17 protein-coding genes are annotated in these 19,368 nt (G+C 38.2%); 4 read left to right on the top strand and 13 right to left on the bottom strand.

Annotation, left to right across the window (positions count from 1 at the left end):
• Positions 1-6: 6 nt before the first annotated feature.
• Positions 7-483, bottom strand: coding sequence for a 2-C-methyl-D-erythritol 2,4-cyclodiphosphate synthase (ispF, locus tag BQ4443_RS07730; protein ID WP_143000575.1), 477 nt, complete (start codon positions 481-483; stop codon positions 7-9).
• A complete protein-coding gene (gene ispD / locus BQ4443_RS07725) occupies positions 480-1,175 on the bottom strand; it encodes a 2-C-methyl-D-erythritol 4-phosphate cytidylyltransferase (RefSeq protein WP_071058520.1) in 696 nt (231 codons plus the stop codon). The genes ispF and ispD overlap by 4 nt, the downstream gene beginning before the upstream one ends.
• Before the next feature lie 148 nt (positions 1,176-1,323).
• On the opposite strand from ispD, the gene mfd reads away from it, so the two are divergent.
• Both mfd and serB read left to right on the top strand, forming a co-directional pair.
• The gene (gene mfd, locus BQ4443_RS07720) at positions 1,324-4,800 is read left to right on the top strand and encodes a transcription-repair coupling factor (protein ID WP_071058519.1); all 3,477 of its coding nucleotides are present in this window, start codon (positions 1,324-1,326) and stop codon (positions 4,798-4,800) included.
• A gap of 109 nt (positions 4,801-4,909) precedes the next feature.
• Positions 4,910-5,770: a phosphoserine phosphatase SerB gene (gene serB, locus BQ4443_RS07715; RefSeq protein ID WP_071058518.1), complete on the top strand. Its 861-nt coding sequence runs from the start codon at positions 4,910-4,912 to the stop codon at positions 5,768-5,770.
• 22 nt (positions 5,771-5,792) lie between these two features.
• Here the strand turns inward: serB and BQ4443_RS07710 are convergent, their stop codons facing one another.
• The 3 genes from BQ4443_RS07710 to BQ4443_RS07700 form a co-directional block, all read right to left on the bottom strand.
• Positions 5,793-6,149: a hypothetical protein gene (locus BQ4443_RS07710; protein WP_023950500.1), complete on the bottom strand. Its 357-nt coding sequence runs from the start codon at positions 6,147-6,149 to the stop codon at positions 5,793-5,795.
• A gap of 74 nt (positions 6,150-6,223) precedes the next feature.
• The gene (locus tag BQ4443_RS07705; RefSeq protein ID WP_023950498.1) at positions 6,224-8,029 is read right to left on the bottom strand and encodes a sodium:solute symporter family protein; all 1,806 of its coding nucleotides are present in this window, start codon (positions 8,027-8,029) and stop codon (positions 6,224-6,226) included.
• 9 nt (positions 8,030-8,038) lie between these two features.
• A complete protein-coding gene (locus BQ4443_RS07700; RefSeq protein WP_023950493.1) occupies positions 8,039-8,308 on the bottom strand; it encodes a DUF4212 domain-containing protein in 270 nt (89 codons plus the stop codon).
• Positions 8,309-8,603: 295 nt separating this feature from the next.
• On the opposite strand from BQ4443_RS07700, the gene BQ4443_RS07695 reads away from it, so the two are divergent.
• A complete protein-coding gene (locus BQ4443_RS07695) occupies positions 8,604-10,484 on the top strand; it encodes a DUF294 nucleotidyltransferase-like domain-containing protein (RefSeq protein WP_071058517.1) in 1,881 nt (626 codons plus the stop codon).
• A gap of 8 nt (positions 10,485-10,492) precedes the next feature.
• Complete coding sequence (locus BQ4443_RS07690) at positions 10,493-11,215, top strand: 3'-5' exonuclease (RefSeq protein ID WP_023950489.1); 723 nt, start codon at positions 10,493-10,495, stop codon at positions 11,213-11,215.
• Between the two features lie 50 nt (positions 11,216-11,265).
• Here the strand turns inward: BQ4443_RS07690 and BQ4443_RS07685 are convergent, their stop codons facing one another.
• From BQ4443_RS07685 to nuoH, 8 genes are read right to left on the bottom strand one after another with little or no spacing between them, the layout of a single operon-like run.
• A complete protein-coding gene (locus tag BQ4443_RS07685; protein ID WP_031274421.1) occupies positions 11,266-11,763 on the bottom strand; it encodes a DUF2818 family protein in 498 nt (165 codons plus the stop codon).
• Between the two features lie 22 nt (positions 11,764-11,785).
• Positions 11,786-13,270 carry an NADH-quinone oxidoreductase subunit NuoN gene (nuoN, locus tag BQ4443_RS07680; protein WP_023950487.1) on the bottom strand — a complete coding sequence of 495 codons (1,485 nt, stop codon included), beginning with the start codon at positions 13,268-13,270 and terminating at the stop codon, positions 11,786-11,788.
• Between the two features lie 12 nt (positions 13,271-13,282).
• Positions 13,283-14,764: an NADH-quinone oxidoreductase subunit M gene (locus BQ4443_RS07675; RefSeq protein WP_023950485.1), complete on the bottom strand. Its 1,482-nt coding sequence runs from the start codon at positions 14,762-14,764 to the stop codon at positions 13,283-13,285.
• Between the two features lie 10 nt (positions 14,765-14,774).
• Positions 14,775-16,799, bottom strand: coding sequence for an NADH-quinone oxidoreductase subunit L (gene nuoL / locus BQ4443_RS07670; RefSeq protein WP_023950483.1), 2,025 nt, complete (start codon positions 16,797-16,799; stop codon positions 14,775-14,777).
• 11 nt (positions 16,800-16,810) lie between these two features.
• Positions 16,811-17,134, bottom strand: coding sequence for an NADH-quinone oxidoreductase subunit NuoK (gene nuoK / locus BQ4443_RS07665; protein WP_023950481.1), 324 nt, complete (start codon positions 17,132-17,134; stop codon positions 16,811-16,813).
• Positions 17,134-17,754, bottom strand: a complete 621-nt coding sequence (locus BQ4443_RS07660; RefSeq protein ID WP_023950479.1) for an NADH-quinone oxidoreductase subunit J — start codon at positions 17,752-17,754, stop codon at positions 17,134-17,136. The genes nuoK and BQ4443_RS07660 overlap by 1 nt, the downstream gene beginning before the upstream one ends.
• 14 nt (positions 17,755-17,768) lie before the next feature.
• On the bottom strand, positions 17,769-18,254 hold the full coding sequence (nuoI, locus tag BQ4443_RS07655; RefSeq protein ID WP_023950477.1) for an NADH-quinone oxidoreductase subunit NuoI: 486 nt from the start codon (positions 18,252-18,254) through the stop codon (positions 17,769-17,771).
• A gap of 12 nt (positions 18,255-18,266) precedes the next feature.
• Positions 18,267-19,367 carry an NADH-quinone oxidoreductase subunit NuoH gene (gene nuoH / locus BQ4443_RS07650; RefSeq protein WP_023950475.1) on the bottom strand — a complete coding sequence of 367 codons (1,101 nt, stop codon included), beginning with the start codon at positions 19,365-19,367 and terminating at the stop codon, positions 18,267-18,269.
• Between the last annotated feature and the right edge of the window lies 1 nt (position 19,368).

Raw genomic sequence — 19,368 nt, 5'->3', positions numbered from 1 at the left:
ATTGCATCACTTACTCAAAAGCACAACAGCATTAGCCGCAATCCCCTCTTTTCTTCCTAAGTAGCCAAGCCCCTCATTTGTTTTTCCCTTGACATTGACACAATCCTTATCCAAGCCTAAATCATCAGCAATATTCGCCACCATTAGCTCTGCATATGGCATAATCTTAGGTGCCTGTGCGTGAATCGTACAATCTACATTTATCACGCTCCACCCTATTTTTTGTACACGAGAATATGCCTCTCTCAATAATTTCCTACTATCTGCACCTTTGAATTGAGGGTCATTATCAGGAAATAATCGACCAATATCCCCTAAACTAGCTGCCCCCAAAAGCGCATCAGTAATAGCATGTAATAAAGCATCTGCATCAGAATGCCCTTGTAAACCATGCGTATGGGGAATTTTTACACCACCTAGAATTAAGTCTCTCCCCTCCACCAAAGCATGTACATCAAAACCTTGACCAACCCTTAATCTCATAAACACTTCTCCATTAACTCAAAATCACTCGGCCAAGTCACCTTCAGATTACGCCAATGACCTTGCACTAATAACACTGGATAGCCCATAAACTCCATCGCACTCGCTTCATCAGTCGCCTCAAACTGATTTTGTTTAACTTGCTGTAAGGCTTTTTGTAAGAGCTTAGCTCTAAACATCTGTGGCGTTTGTGCTAACCATAACCCACAACGCGGGATAGTTTTTTCAATGCTCGGAATATCTTCGCTTGTTCTCGCTTGTTTAACGGTATCTCCTACAGGCAAAGCTAAAATACCACCTTGTTTTTTTTCTAAACATGTGCGAATAAGCTTATCTAATACGTCAAAAGGTAAACCAGGACGAGCCGCATCATGAACCAATACCCAATCGAGTTCAGTAATATCAAGTGCGTTTAGTGTATTTAATACCGTATCTGCCCTCATTTCACCGCCTGTCTTATGTACTGAGCATTGTTCAGGCAAATTTAATTGATTAATCCATGTATCAGAAGCAGAAACCCCAATGTGAATAGAATGCACCATTGGATGAGCTAATAAGGCATTCACACTATGCTCTAGCATCGTCTTATCGGCAATTTTGCGATATTGTTTGGGATAATGATTATTCTCTGTCTGTGCTCTAGACCCTATTCCTCCTGCAGGAATAAGCACTAAAATTCTTTGTTGTTGCATATATAGGTAAACTCTTAACGTCTTTGCTAAGTTATTGTAAAGTAAGCTCACTATTTAAGACAGTCTTTTTGAAAATACGATATATAAAGTCGATTGTTAAATACTGTCTAATCAGCGATATAATAAAACTTTTTCCTATTAAGTAATCATCGTGACTGTAGTTTCTTCCGTTTTAAACCAATCATTACAGCTTCCATCTACGCTCAAAGCAGGGCAAAAATATACTGTTGCAAAACCCACAGGATCTGGAGATGCTTTATGGTTAGTTCAACTCGCCAAATCATCTAAAAAATGCTTGGTAATTTTCTGTGCTGACCCATTAGAAGCACAACGTCTAACGGAAGAAATGCGACTATTTGATCAACAGTTAAATATTCATCTATTTCCCGACTGGGAAACCCTACCATACGATGCATTTTCTCCCCATCAAGACCTCATTTCAGAACGTCTACAAACCCTAAACAAACTCTCTCAACATAATGTCGATATTCTTGTGCTACCCGTGACAACCGCCTTATATCGATTATCTCCCCCTAGTTTTTTAGCTGCTTATTCTTTTTCCTTTAAAAAAGGTGAGATACTAAATGAACAAGCCCTTAAAGATCAACTGATATTGGCAAACTATACTCATGTTAGTCAGGTGAGTAGTTCAGGAGAATTCAGTGTTCGGGGGAGCATTATTGATTTATTCCCTATGGGATCTGCTCTTCCTTATCGTATCGACTTATTAGATGATGAAATCGACTCTATTCGCTCTTTTGATGTAGACACACAGCGCAGTATTTATACAGTAAACGAAGTGAACTTATTACCGGGACGAGAGTTCCCAATGGATCCCGAAGCGAGACAATATTTTAGGGCTCGCTTTAGAGAAACATTTGAGGGTGACCCATCACGTTCACTCCCCTATAGGGATGTTGGCAATGGGATTAATTTTGCGGGAATTGAATATTATTTACCACTATTTTTTGAACAAACAGCGACTATTTTTGATTACTTACCAGCCGATAGTCTAAGCGTTACGCTTGGTGATATCGAAAAAACCATTCAGGGGTTTCATGATGACACCCAAAAACGTTACCAATTCTTAAGTGCAGACAATGAACGTCCTGTTCTAAAACCAGAATTATTATTTTTAAGCAATGAGCAATTTTATTTAAATTTAAAGCAATTTATTCGCTTAACATTTGATGAAAAAAATCCTTCGGTAATTTCAGATCCTCCTACAGTGGCTGTTATACGACGTACTGATGAGCCTTTTCAACACTTAAAGACGCTAATCCATAGCGAGCAATATCAAATTCTTTTATGTGCAGACTCTGCCGGTAGACGAGAAACATTATTACAACTCTTACAAGAAAATGGTTTACGTCCTAATACCGTTGTATCGTCTATTGACGAGTTTTTTAATCAACCAAATCTATTTTCTTTGGTTGTTGCACCTCTTACCAAAGGCTTTAGTATTGAAGCGGCTAAGATCATCATTATCACTGAAAATGATTTATATCCAGAAAGTGCATCAGGCTCTCAACGCCGAAGAAAACAACAAGAAAAACATAGCGATGTTGACGCTATGGTACGCGACCTATCGGAGCTACAAATAGGTGATCCCATTGTCCATTTCCAACATGGTATTGGACGCTATCAGGGGCTCACTCATATGCAAATCAATGGTGATTTAGTTGAAATGTTGCAAATTGATTATGCTGGTGAAAGCAAGCTTTACGTTCCTGTTTCACAACTGCATGTCATTTCTCGTTATTCTGGCTCTAATCCAGAAACGGCCCCTTTACATAAATTAGGATCAGGTCAATGGGAAAAAGCACGAAAAAAAGCTGCCAAACAAGTAAGAGACACAGCGGCTGAACTATTGCATATCTACGCACAACGCGCGTTGCGTCATGGCTATAGCTTTAAACTAGACCTACAAGACTATGAACAATTTATTGAGGGTTTTGGTTTTGAAGAGACCCCTGATCAAGCACAAGCCATCAATGCTGTCATTCATGATATGACTAGCGATAAACCCATGGATCGGCTAGTCTGTGGTGATGTTGGTTTTGGTAAAACAGAAGTAGCATTACGTGCTGCATTCCTTTGTATCGCTAATGGTCAGCAAGTGGTTATGCTTTGCCCTACCACATTATTAGCCGAGCAACATGCACAAACATTCATTAATCGTTTTGCTGACTGGCCAGTGAAAATCGCAGAACTCTCCCGTTTTAGAACCAGCAAAGAAGTCACTACTACCCTCAAAGGCTTAGAAGATGGGACTGTTGATATGGTTATTGGTACACATAAAGTCCTTTCTAAAGAGATTAACTTTAAACGTTTAGGACTAGTCATTATTGATGAAGAACATCGCTTTGGAGTGCGACAAAAAGAAGCATTAAAAGCATTACGCTCTGAAGTGGATATATTAACGCTGACAGCAACACCTATTCCTCGAACCCTAAGTATGTCTCTGGAGGGAATTAGAGACTTCTCTGTGATAGCTACTGCACCTCAAAAACGTCTAGCCATTAAAACCTTTGTTCGTCGAGAAGATAACAGCACGATTCGAGAGGCGGTATTACGTGAATTGAAACGTGGTGGACAAGTATATTTTTTACATAATGAAGTCGATACTATTTACAATCGAAAAGCTCGTTTAGAAGAGCTTATTCCAGAGGCTCGTATTGGTGTGGCTCATGGACAAATGCACGAACGCGATCTAGAAATTGTGATGAAAGACTTCTATCACCAGCGCTGCAATATACTATTGTGTACCACCATTATTGAAACAGGTATTGATGTTCCTAGTGCCAATACTATTATTATTCATCGTGCGGATAAACTTGGGTTAGCTCAATTACATCAATTAAGAGGTCGTGTAGGACGATCTCATCATCAAGCCTATGCCTACTTACTCATTCCTGGTGAAGAAGCTATTTCTAATCAAGCGAAAAAACGCTTAGAAGCCATTCAATCTATGGAAGAATTAGGATCTGGTTTTTATCTTGCCATGCATGATTTAGAAATTCGAGGCACTGGAGAAGTTTTGGGTGACCAACAATCAGGCAATATCCAAGAGGTTGGATTTACCATGTATGCAGATATGTTAAATCGAGCGGTTAAGGCACTAAAAGAAGGAAAAGAGCCTGACTTAGAGTCACCCTTTGATTTAAGTACAGAAGTCAATTTACATACCTCTGCACTGCTACCTAACGACTATTGCCCTGATATCAATATGCGTTTATCTATCTATAAGCGTCTTTCTCATGCAGAAACAGAAGCCGATTTAATCACTATTCAAGAGGAATTAGTGGATCGGTTTGGTAAACTTCCTGAAGCCGCAATAATGCTAATGGCAACACATCGTCTCAGAATACTTGCTGAAAACGTTGGTATCCTCAAAATTGATATTAGCGAAGACTCTGCTCTCTTGGTATTTAATGCTAACGATAATAAAATTGATCCTGTTATGATTATTGAATTAATCCAACAAAATCGTCATGTCAAATTACAAGGACCTGATAAGCTAAGAATTGAATTAAAAAATATGAGTGATATTGCCCAACGAATTGACTCTATCAGGCAATTGATAAAAACACTATCACCTCAAAAGGTGTTAAGTCAACATTAAATGACATAAAAAAACGTTACCCTACAGAATAACTTGTATAATTTTGCCTATGCTGTTTTAAGCTATTCAACTAGTTTTATATGCTTTAACATATTCCCAAAGGTTATCCATGTTTACACAACCTAGTATCATTATTCAAGCTCCTCGCCTAAATTTATCCTTAATGGAACAAGCAGCCGCTACTGCCAATGCTAATCAATTAGTGTTACTAGGTGCTCATGGTGGCTTGCTTTATGATATCGATACCACTTCAATAAGTGATATTCAACAATGGGCAAAAAACAATCTCATTGATTTTGCTTATTTTGAACAAGGTTTACAGGATTGGAAAAATATGAAAATTCTTGCCATGGATATGGATTCAACCTTGATTAATATTGAATGTATTGATGAAATAGCGGCAATAGCTGGACGCAAAGAACAAGTAGCAGCAATCACTGAGGCAGCTATGCGAGGTGAAATCAAAGATTTTTCTGAAAGTCTACGCAGACGGGTAGCAATGTTAAAGGGTGTACCAGCGACAGCACTAGAACAAGTCTATACCGAAAAGCTCTTCTTAAACCCAGGAGCTGAACATTTATTACAAAAAGCACATCAAGCAGGAATTAAAACCTTGCTAGTTTCTGGCGGATTTACTTTTTTCACAGAACGTTTAAAACAACGCCTAGGACTTTATGAAACTCATGCCAATACTCTAGAGATTGATAGCAATGGTTATTTAACTGGTGAAGTTTTAGGTGATATTGTCGATGCTCAAGCTAAAGCAAACTATTTAAAAACACTAGCAGAAAAAGAAGGAGCAAGCATTCATCAATGTATCGCTATGGGTGACGGATCGAATGATTTATTAATGATGGAGAATGCCTATTATTCGGTTGCCTATAGGGCAAAACCTATCGTACAAGAACAAGCAAGATTTAGTATTAATCATTCTGGCTTAGATGCTATCCTAAACTGGTTTAACCCATAATTTTAGACAACTACCGCTTTTATCAAGCAACCGCTTTTTTAGGCTTTGGTGGATGGGCATGGCGTCCCATAATAAAGCTAAAAATAACTTTACACCATATTGTGCTACCTGCTACTGCTGTCCAATCATTGTAATGCCACCCCTCGATAACGACACCATAAATCGCATAAACAATCATCAGACCAGCTAACAAATGCAAAATTGTGTCCGCAAGAATAAATTTTCTAGGATTGATGGCAGGTACGCCTCGTTTTAATGCCACTAAGGAATAATCCTTTTTTACACCCATACGATACGCACGATATAACCAAAACCCAGCAATTGGAAATAATGATAAAAATAATAACCAAGTCAGTGCTATATCAACATACTCTGCCATTGTCTTCTCCTTTCTGATACTAGGTTGATAAGATAACTTACCAACCTAGCCATTGCTTAATCAACCACTATAGTCTAGTGATCATGAGCAGCACCCGCGCCACGAGGGATACGGATTGACTCTACTAACTGCTGAATATTAGCAGGAACAGCTGGTGTAACTTTACTTACAATGAAGGCAACCACAAAATTGACTAGTGCACCAATAGCACCAATTCCTTCTGGTGAAATACCAAAGAATGAATTTGGCCCACCGATTAAATCGGTATATGTGGTTCCTTGAATGAAGAAGATACCTTTGTGAGCAAACACATAGAATAGCGTCACAAATAGACCAGTAATCATTCCCCATATTGCCCCTTGCTTATTAATCTTAGTACTAAAAATACCCATCATAATAGCAGGGAACAAACTAGATGCAGCAATACCGAAAGCCAGTGCCACAGTACCTGCCGCAAACCCCGGAGGATTTAAGCCCAACCAACCTGCAAATACAATCGCTACAGCCATAGAAATCTTACCAGCCAATAGCTCGTTTTTCTCACTAATATTTGGATTGATCACACTCTTAATCAAGTCATGGGATACCGCTGAAGAGATAGCCATCAATAGCCCTGCTGCGGTAGATAATGCCGCTGCTAGACCACCAGCCGCAACGAGAGCAATTACCCAGTTTGGTAGCATAGCAATTTCAGGGTTAGCCAATACTAGGATATCGGGATTAACATCCATTTCCGATCCTTTCCAACCAGCTGCTTCTGTCTTAGCAACAAACTCAGGGTTTTTGTTCTTATCATTATAGTATTGAATGAGACCATCACCATTCTTATCATTGAATTTCAATAGTCCAGTATGCTCCCAACGTACCATCCATTCAGGTTTAGCAGAATGACTTAATAATGCAGAGTTATCAAATAAATCTCCGCCTTTTACAACATTAGCATTGACTGTTGCATGGACATTATAACGGGCCATTGCACCAACAGCAGGAGCCGTTGTATAAAGAATCGCAATAAACACTAACGCCCATCCAGCTGATTTACGTGCATCTGATACTTTTGGCACAGTGAAGAAACGCACAATAACGTGAGGTAAACCTGCCGTACCAATCATAAGAGATAAGGTAAAGAAGAAGGTGTTGAGTTTACTACCACCGGCAAATTCGGTTGTATACTCTTTGAAACCTAAATCAAGAATGATTTGATTTAAACGCTCTAATAAAGGTTGACCTGATTCAACTAAATTACCACCTAGACCAGTCTGAGGTAATACATGTCCCGTTAATTGTAATGAGATAAAAATAGCAGGAATCGTGTAAGCAAGAATTAACACAATAAATTGGGCTACTTGTGTATAAGTGATACCCTTCATACCACCAAATACAGCGTAGAAGAATACGATACCCATACCGATATAAATACCAGTTTCGTTAGATACATCTAGGAAACGAGAGAACGCTACACCCACACCAGTCATTTGACCAATAACATAGGTAACAGAAGCTAATAATAAACATACTACCGCTACGGTACGCGCACTATTACTATAGAAACGATCACCAATAAACTCAGGCACAGTGAAACGACCAAATTTACGTAGATATGGTGCTAATAACATCGCTAATAGCACATAACCACCTGTCCAGCCCATTAAGAATACGGTACCACCATATCCCATATTGGCAATAAGACCAGCCATACCAATAAATGAAGCCGCAGACATCCAGTCTGCACCTGTTGCCATACCATTTACAATAGGATGTACACCGCCACCAGCTACATAGAACTCTTGGGTGCTACCAGCGCGAGACCACCATGCAATACCGAGGTAAAGTGCAAAACTGAGTCCAACGACTATATACGTAATTGTTTGTAAATCCATACTGAACTCCTATTCCTCGTGTACATCGAAACGTTTATCAATATCACCCATTTTCTTGGTGTAGTAGAAAATCAGGATAATGAAGATATAAATAGAGCCCTGTTGAGCAAACCAGAATCCTAATGGATAACCTCCAATATGGAATTGGTTAAAGAACTCGACGAACAAAATACCCGCACCATAAGAGCATAAAAACCAAACAACGAGAATGGACAATAACAACCTTTTAGTTGCTTTCCAGTACCCGCCATGGTCGATTTGTTGATGATTGTCGCTCATTTTTGTCTCCTCTTTTAGATTATAAGAATGTAATAGATTAATGCTTCATAAACGACTGTTTCAGTATATTTTCATCCATTAAAAAGGCAAAGGTTTTTTTCTAAAAATTAGGGAAATCTCTAATAAATTAAGATATTTTTTATTTAAAAATAAGTAGTTATACTAGGTACATATAGTCACTATTTTCGATACAGTAACTGGTATGCCTATAAATTTTTTTGATTTAAATTAAATTCAAATCAGCTTTGTTACATATTTTTATTTTGCCTAATCTAGCAATCAACAGGGTCTCGTTATGGAAGCTATCCGCTCAACCATTAGTCATTTACAACAATTCTTACCTTTCCAAAAAATGGATATTTCATCAATGACACTATTAGCGGAGCAAGCAGAAATCAATTACTTTTCCGAAGGGGAAATTCTTCTAGATAATAAAAAAGATACGCCACCTGATGTGTTTTTTATTATGAAACAAGGCGTTGTCCAAAGCCAACGAGAAGCAAAAGAAAACCAATTCTATAAGAATGCCTTTGAATTTGAAGAAGGCGAAGGTTTTCCATTTGGACCACTCATTTCTAATACCCCAAATACTAGCCAATTTATTGCACTAACGGATTGTTTTGTTTATCAAATTCCTAGCTCAGTGTTTTACCAGTTAAGAGAGCAAAGTACAGAATTTCGTGCGTTCTGTGAAACTCGTGTGGCTTCATTATTAGAGGAATCAAAACGTATTATTCAAAATCAATATACCAATAGCACCACCTCTCAACAGACCTTATCTCTTCAACTAGGAGAGTTACTCAACAAAGAAGCATTTTCATGTAAAGCCGATAAGCACATTCGTGATGTTCTAGATATGATGGATAAAACTGGTATTGGCTCTATGGTAGTCGTTAATGAGCATATTCAGCCTATTGGTATATTTACCTTACATGATGTTTTACGTCGAATTACCATTCCGCAAGCATCCCTTGATCGACCTATAGCTGATTTCATGACGACTGACCCTATCTGTTTAAATAAAGAGGATATGGCTTATGAAGCTGCTTTATTAATGGCGAAATATGGCTTTAGACATATTCTCATTATTGATCACCAGCATACCTTTTTAGGTGTAGTGTCTGAGCGAGACTTATTTTCTTTACAACGTATTGGACTACGCGATATTAGCCATATGATTCATCATGCAACACATTTAGAAGAGCTCAAGCTATCACTTGTAGAGATTAAAAAACTGGCTCAAAACATGATGGCTCAAGGTGTGGCAATTGGACAACTCACCCATATTATTTCAACCTTAAATGATTTAATTACCGAGAAAGTTATTGAGCTACAACAAAAAGCACATCCAGAATTAGCAAATATTGATTTTTGTTGGATTGCCATGGGGTCAGAAGGCCGTATGGAACAAATGTTTTATACAGATCAAGATAACGGTATTATTTATAAGGATAGTCAAAACAACCATGCACATAAACAAGTACTATTGTCATTTGCTCATGCTGTCAATCACGATTTAGATAAGCTTGGCTTTCCACTATGCAAAGGTAATATCATGGCAATGAATCCTGAATGCTGTTTGAGTGAAAAAGAATGGCAGCAACGATTTACTAAATGGATTGATGTACCTGATTCCAAAGCTTTATTAAATAGTACGATTTTTTTCGATTTCCGAGCCATTTCGGGCGACTTTTCCCTAGCAAATGATTTACGTACTTGGTTGCAAGAATATGCCTCAATACAAAAAATGTTCTTCCGCTTTCTCACGCAAAATGCCTTAAATAATCGCCCTCCTCTTGGATTACTCAAGGATTTTAATACTAATAGCCATAATGCGATTGACTTGAAAATAAATGGTTCTGCCTTATTGGTTGATATAGCACGTATTCTTGCGCTTGAACATGGTTCAAATAGTACCAACACTGTTCAACGCTTTAAAGATATTATTAACAAAGCTGGCTTTACTGAAAAACAAATTAATGGGTGTATTGAATCTTTCTTGTTTATCCAACTATTACGTATGCAACATCATTTTGAGTTGGATAAAGCCAATCTACCGCTAAGTAATGAAATAAAACCAAGCGAGCTAAACTCTCTAAATACCCGTGTATTAAAAGAAGCTTTTCGCTTAATCCGTGAACTCCAAAGTAGCCTTGCTCATCGTTTCCATTTATAGAGGCGAATATGTCACTACCCCGATTCATTAAATCTTTCTTTAATCCTAGTCCTGTCATAGATGAACATATTCAACAACGTCTTGAGCGATGGAAAGCTTTACCTGAACCAGACTTAGCACAACCATTCACCAATATAAAATTTATTATTCTTGATGTAGAAACAAGTGGATTTAGTTTACGCAAAGACCAATTAATTGCCATTGGTGCTTGTCAATTAATCAATGGAAAAATTCCTCTATCGCAAACACTAGATGTTATTCTGAGGCAAGAACAAAGTAGTAGCAAAAAAAATATTTTAATCCATCGCATTAGCAGACAAGCGCAACTCAATGGCATAGATCCGGCTGAAGCACTAATGCAATTTTTAGAGTTTATTGGTAAACAACCTCTTGTTGCCTTTTATGTAGGGTTCGATAAACCAATGCTAAATAAAGCATTAAAAAAATACCTTGGCATAGATTTAAATAATCGTACTTGGCTAGATATTGCTTTTGTTGCCCCCTTATTCTTTCCTGAACATGCCAGACAGCATCGTAATCTAGATTATTGGATGAATTTATTTGCTATTCAAAATAGCAATAGACATAAAGCCATCTCTGATGCCATTGCAACAGCTCAAGTCATGCAAGTGATTATGAAATCAGCGCCAGAGAATCTTAAAATAACTGAACTAAAACGAATGGAAGCAAAAGCCATGCGTATTCATCAAGAATTACACGGACAAAAATAATAGTCTTATTGGCAAATATATAAAGAGATTTTCAACTCTTCTTCAATATACTAGGAAGCAGATTTTGGATGACGCATCAAATGTCGCCACACAAATCCTGGAAAAGATAGCACCAAGAAAATACAAATACCTATAGCGTAAAATTGCCAGCTTTGTGTATATTTATTGGCATAGTAAGATTCAATAAAGAAGCCCACAGCAGCGACAAAACAGATAGCAAGAATCAACTCTAGCAATTCAATACCAATATTTTTATACGAAATATATTTGCCATAAAAATAGCCTGGTGCCATAAAAATCAATATATATACAAATAGCGCAAAGAGTTTAGCACTAAGAGGAAAAGCAGGTTCAGATAATAGATAAAACGTGAACCCCATCAACACATATGATATTAATGCTCTTGCCGTATAAAACCCAGCAAATTTTTCTGGCTCACCCTTAAGTTGATAAGGGACAAAAGCAAATATCCGCTTGGTCAAAAACGGCAAATTAGCACAAACAATCGCCAACAATATAATTAACCAAACGGATATTTCTGGATACATACTACTTATTCAAAAAAACTAATTATTGTCCAAATTTAAGTGAAGCATCAATCACTTGGACACATAGTGTTAATAAAGCGCCAGGTAAAATACCTAGCAACACAATTAAGAAACCATTCACTGATAATACACCACTACGGAAACTTACTTGGTTACCGATAGCAGGTGCATTTACTGGTGGCTCATCAAAGTAGACTGTTTTCACTACTCTTAGATAGTAAAAAGCACCAATTAATGAGAACAGTACAGCAATCACTGTTAGTGCAATATGACCCGCTGCTAATGCGGCTTGAAGCACAACCAATTTAGCATAGAATCCTACTAATGGAGGAATACCTGCTAACGAGAACATCAAGATTAAGATAGCAAATGCCAGTAATGGATTGCGTTTATTTAAACCTGCTAAATCGCTAATCTCTTCACTTTCGAAATGATTACGGCTAAGGATTAACACCACACCAAATGAAGCTAATGTTGTTAACACATAGGTAATCATGTAGAACAATGATGCACCATAGGCTCCACTAGTCAATTTACCATCAGAAACACCCGACAATAAACCTAGCAACACAAAACCAATATGTGAAATAGTCGAGTAGGCAAGCATACGTTTAAAGTTAGTTTGCATAATCGCTGTCAAGTTACCAATCGCAAGTGATAACACTGCTAAGATAATTAACATTGGTTGCCAACTGATTGACACAGCATTCATCGTCTCAACTAATAAGCGTAATGCCATCGCAAAAGCCGCTAATTTTGGAGCCGCAGCAATAGTCAACGTAACTGCTGTTGGTGCTCCCTGATAAACGTCAGGAATCCACATATGGAAAGGCACCGCTCCAAGTTTGAAGGCAATACCACCTACGACAAATACAACACCTAATACAAATGCCATTTGCTCATATTTACCTGAATGTAATGCTTGCGCGACATCAGCTAAATTTACATAGCCAGTCGCACCATACACCATTGAGATACCATAGAGCATAAAGCCAGAAGCTAAAGAGCCAAGAATATAGTATTTCATCGCAGACTCAATGCTACCTAAATGGTCACGGCGGACAGCAACTAGCGCATATAACGCCAATGACATTAACTCTAAACCAAGGTAAATAGTTAACATGCTTGACGCAGAAATCATCACCATTTGACCTAGTAAAGCATAAAGTGTTAAGGCATAGTACTCACCACCTTTCACCATAAAACGCTCGACTAAATACGTGCGGCTATAGATTAACGTAACAAGTACAGCAATGTATGAAAATACTTTTAATAGGTGTGCTAATGGATCAACTGTAAATTGTTGATAAAAAGTCGTTCCATCTACCCCACTATTCCATTGGAATAAAGAGATAATACACACAACAACTAATGAGACTATTGATAGTGTGTAACTTAATGCACTATCTTTCGATTTCGCAAAAGCCTCTACAAGTAGAATACCGGTTGCCAAAATACAGAGAACAATTTCCGGTAATGCGAGTACAAAATTAAATTGATTATCCATTATTGTCCTAGCCTACAGTTTAGATTGAGCAACATGCTCAAGTAAGTTTTGTGCTGAAACGTGAATAACATCTGTAAATGCTTGTGGATATACACCCATAAATAATGTAAATACAGCTAAACAAGCGAGGACAGCAAATTCACGTTTATTAATATCACTCATTTCTGCTACATGTGGATTTTTGACTGAACCATACGCAACACGTTTAACCATCCATAATGAGTAAGAAGCACCCAAAATTAATGCGGTTGCCGTTAATAGACCAATCCAGAAATTATATTCCACCGCACCTAAAATCACATAGAACTCACCAACGAATCCACTTGTCGCTGGTAAACCACTATTTGCCATAGAGAACAATACAAAGAAAGTCACAAATTTTGGCATCACATTAATCACACCACCGTAATCAGCAATACGACGTGAATGTAAGCGATCATAAAGTACACCGATACACATAAACATCGCACCAGAGACGAAGCCATGTGAAATCATTTGGATAATAGCACCCTCAAGACCTGTTGTATTAAACATAAAGAAGCCTAAGGTCACAAATGCCATATGTGCCACAGAAGAATAGGCAACCAATTTTTTCATATCGTCCTGAACAATTGCTACAAGACCAATATAAATCACCGCAATTAATGATAATGCAATCATTAAACCTGCCATGCTTTGTGATGCATCAGGAGCGATAGGTAAAGAGAAACGCAAGAAACCATACGCACCTAATTTCAACATAATCGCTGCAAGTACAATTGAACCACCTGTAGGCGCTTCAACATGAGCATCAGGCAACCAAGTATGAACTGGCCACATCGGTACTTTAACAGCAAAGGCTGCAAACAAGGCAAAGAAAATGAATAGTTGTGGCGTCATACCTAAAGGCAATTTTTGCCATGTCGCAATATCAAACGTGCCTGTTTGAGTATACAAATAAATAAACGCAATCAGTGTTAGTAAAGAACCTAGCAATGTATATAAAAAGAATTTGAAGGCGGCATAAACACGATTTGGTCCCCCCCAAACACCAATAATAATATACATAGGAATAAGCGTTGCTTCGAAAAATACATAGAAAAGCAAGCCATCTAATGCGACAAACACACCTACCATTAATCCAGAAAGGATTAAGAAAGCGGCCATGTATTGCGCTACTCGGCTAGTGATAACCTCCCAACCAGCTACTACCACCATAATGGTAATAAATGCGGTTAGGATCACAAACCATACACTGATACCGTCCACACCTAAATGGTAAGATACATTAAAGGCATCAATCCAAGCTACTTGCTCTACAAACTGCATATCTGCTGTAGATGCGTCAAAGCCCGCGATAATAGGTAACGTTACTAAAAAACTGACTATTGCACCAATCAATGCCATTTTTCTCGTATAGTCTGCGCGATCATCTCGCCCAAAAACTAATACTAAAATACCAGCAATAATGGGTACAAAAATCGATAAGGAAAGCCATGGAATAGTTGATGTCATTTCGCCGCCCTTATTTCACCAAAACAAAGAAAGAAATTAATACGATTAAACCCGCAATCATTGCAAACGCATAATGATAAATATGACCTGATTGTAGTACTCGGCTAATTGCCGCTACTAAACCGACTAAACGGGTTGAACCACCAATAAGGATGCCTTCAATAATACCTTTATCGCCGACATTCCAGAATAACTTACCTAAGCTACGTGCTCCTCGTGCAAATACATTCTCATAAATCCAATCTACATAGTATTTGTTTTCAAGAACACGATTCACGCCAGAGAATGCTTTATAAATCTTAGGAGGTAATGAAGGATTAATCACATACCCATATAAGGCTACAACTAAACCTGCTACCATTAACCAGAATGGTAACGTAGTAAATGCGTGAATACCATACTCTACCCAACCGTGGAAATGTTCTGCTAATGCAGGCATTGCTGTGCTATGTTCGCCACCAGTAAAGATAACATCTTTAAAGTAACCACCAAATAACAATGCATCAACTGCCCAAGCACCAATGCCGACTGACGGAATAGCTAATACCACTAATGGCAAGGTTACGACCCATGGTGACTCGTGTGGTTTACCACCATGATGTCCATGATCATCATGTCCGTGATTATCGTGATGATCATTATGTGCATGGTCTGTCGTATCAAATCTCTCTTTACCATGGAACACTAAGAAGTAAACACGGAAAGAGTAAAGAGATGTCACGAATACACCGATCAGAGTTGCATAATAAGCAAAGCCGGAACCCCAAACACTTGCATGGTGGGCAGCCTCAATAACATGCTCTTTCGAATAAAAACCTGAGAAGAACGGTGTACCAACTAGTGATAATGTACCAATTAAGAAAGTAATCCAAGTGATTGGCATATATTTGCGTAAACCACCCATATTACGAATATCTTGGTCATGATGCATACCAATAATGACTGAACCAGCTCCCAAGAACAATAATGCTTTAAAGAAAGCATGTGTCATTAAGTGGAATACTGCCACTGAGTAAGCAGATGCTCCTAGTGCTACAGTCATATAACCAAGTTGCGATAATGTTGAGTAAGCCACAACGCGTTTAATATCGTTTTGGATAAGACCCAAGATACCTAAGAATAACGCACCAATTGCGCCCACCACAATAATCAATGATAAAGCACTAGGAGCTAACTCATAGATTGGAGAGAAGCGTGATACCATAAAGATACCTGCTGTCACCATGGTTGCCGCATGAATTAACGCTGAAATAGGAGTAGGACCTTCCATTGAGTCAGGTAACCATGCATGTAATGGCACTTGAGCTGATTTACCCATAGCACCAATGAATAGGCAAATACATGCGAGAGTCAGCATATGCCAATCACCTAAAACAGTGACCTGATTTAATTCTTGCGTTTTTGCAAAAATTTGATCGTAATTCATTGAACCAGTGAAAGCAAAAAGTAAACCAATACCTAGGATAAATCCAAAGTCACCCACACGGTTTACCAAGAATGCTTTCATGTTCGCAAAAATGGCGGTATCTTTGGTATACCAGAAACCGATAAGTAGATAAGAGACTAAACCTACTGCTTCCCAACCAAAGAACAATAGCAACATATTATTACCCATCACTAGCATTAACATAGAGAAGGTGAATAATGAAATATAGGCAAAGAAGCGTTGGTAGCCGGGATCATCAGCCATATAGCCAATCGTGTAGATATGTACCATCAATGAAACTGATGTGACTACAACCATCATTAATGCACTTAAAGGATCAATTAAAAATCCTATATCAATCTTAATGTTGCCAATCATGCTCCACGTATAGATTGAGTCATTAAAATAGGCATCATGCATAATGACTTGGTACAGTACAAAAATTGAGGCAATCGCTGAGAAAGCAACTAATGCAATCGTCACCATATGCGATCCTCTACGGCTCACACAATTCCCCAAAAAGCCTGTACCAAATAAGCCTGCCAAAATTGCACCTAGCAATGGTGCAAAGGCAATGCATGCTAAGAGAATAGGAGAAAATGTTGTCATTCTTAATCCCCTTACCCTTTTAGACGAGCTACGTCGTCTACATTAATAGAATTAATCTTACGGAATAGTAATACTAAAATCGCTAAACCAATTGCCGCTTCAGAGGCAGCCACCGTAAGAATAAAAAACACAAAAATTTGACCCGCTGTATCAGGTAAGCCATTTACAGGATGCCATACAGAAAATGCCACAAAATTTATATTGACAGCTAATAACATCAATTCAATTGACATTAGCAAGCTAATCAAGTTGCGACGATTAAAGAAAATACCAAAAATACCTAATGCAAATAAAATTGCACCAAGAATAAGGTAATGCGCTAGAGTAATAGTCATTATTTTTCACCCCCATCAACATTAGGAGTGTCCACTTCTGATTTCATATCCACTAAACGTACACGATCTTTTGCTTTGACATATAACTGATCACTAGCAAGAATATATTTACGGTTCTTACGATCACGTAATGTTAAGGCAATCGCTGAAATCATACCCACTAAAAGAATCAACGCACCCACTTGAATTGCAAATGAGTATTGAGTATACATCGCTATACCTAACTCTAGTGTATTGTTATAACCTTCAGGCAAGGTAGCAGGTGCTGGTGTATTTAAATAAGCTGACCCTAATACAAAGGCCACTTCAGTCACCATAATACCTCCCACAACGATACCGATAGGCAAGTAAGTTCTAAAACTACTACGTAATGATTCTGGAACGACATCAATCATCATCACTACGAATAAGAACAGCACCATCACTGCTCCTACATATACCACAATCAGTAATAGCCCGAGAAATTCTGCGCCAATCAAAATCCACAGCATTGATGCTGTAAAAAACCCTAAAATAAGGTGTAATACAGCAACTACTGGATGGCGTGCTAATATGACTCGCACCGATGCATAAATGAGCACTACCGCTAAAATATAAAATAACACAGTTGAAAATATCATGTTATTCACCTGCCCTATCGATAAGGCGCATCAGCTTCACGACGCGCTGCAATTTCTGGTTCATACTTATCACCAACGGCTAAAAGCATATCTTTAGTGAAATATAAATCACCACGTTTTTCTCCGTGATATTCGTGAATATGTGTTTCCACAATCGCATCGACAGGACAACTTTCTTCACAAAAACCACAGAAAATACATTTGGTTAAGTCAATGTCATAACGCTTAGTACGGCGACTACCGTCTGCTCGTTCTTCAGACTCAATACTAATTGCCATTGCTGGACAAATAGCTTCACATAATTTACAGGCAATACAACGCTCTTCACCATTAGCATATCGGCGTTGTGCATGTAAACCACGAAAACGTGGTGACATCGGTGTCTTTTCATATGGATAACGTAAGGTAAATTTTGGCTTGAAGAAATATTTACCTGTTAATGCCATACCCTTGAGTAACTCAGTCAAGAATAGGCTTCCAAAGTGATTTTTAAAACTCATCTTACCTACTCCTTAGTTATGGGTCCAAATATTAAATGGTGTTTGCATCCAAATCGCCACAACTACTAACCAAATACCTGTTAATGGGATGAAAATTTTCCACCCCAAACGCATAATTTGGTCATAACGATAACGTGGGAATGATGCACGGAACCAAATAAAGAACGACACAACAACAAAAGCCTTGATGCCTAACCATAGCCAACCTGGAATCATATTAAATGGCGCAAAGTCTAAAGGACTAGACCAACCACCAAGGAATAAAATTGATGCCATTGCTGATAAAAGAATCATATTGGCATACTCTGCTAAGAAGAACATTGCAAAGCCCATACCAGAATATTCCACCATATGACCAGCTACGATCTCAGACTCACCCTCAACCACATCAAATGGATGACGGTTTGTCTCCGCAACTGTTGAAATCACATAAATAACGAACAATGGTAATAATGGTAACCAGTTCCAAGAAAGGAATGTTAGTCCTAAATCAGCAAACCAACCCTTTGTTTGTGTTGTCACGATACCATTCATATTTAGCGTACCAGACACAAGCAACACAGTTAGTAATACAAAACCCATCGCCAATTCATATGAAATCATTTGCGCTGATGCACGCATAGCGGCAATAAATGGATATTTGGAGTTTGATGCCCAACCTGCAAGAATCACACCATATACACCTAATGACGTCACAGCCATCACAAACAATAATCCTGCATTGATATTAGCCAATACAGCTTCAGGACCAAAAGGTATCACAGCCCAAGCCGCTAATGCGGGAACTAATGTCAAGATTGGAGCCACAATATACAAAATTTTGTTTGACTTTGAAGGAACAATAACTTCTTTTGTTAATAACTTTAGTACGTCCGCAAATGGCTGTAGAATACCACCAGGCCCCACTCTATTTGGACCGCGACGGATATGCATATAACCAATCATGCGACGTTCCCATAATGTTAAGAAAGCCACACAGATAATAATTGGCAATGCAATCACTAAAATTTTAATGATTGACCAAATGACTAACCACGCTGTTTCACCAATAAGGTTAATACCCCAGGTATTAAGCGCAGCTATACCATCTGTGAACCAAGACCAAATATCCATT

The organism is Pelistega sp. MC2 (assembly GCF_900099475.1).
GTDB lineage: Bacteria > Pseudomonadota > Gammaproteobacteria > Burkholderiales > Burkholderiaceae_B > Taylorella > Taylorella indica.
Note: the sequence above shows the minus strand (reverse complement) of the source record. Positions and strands in the feature narration are given on the sequence as shown.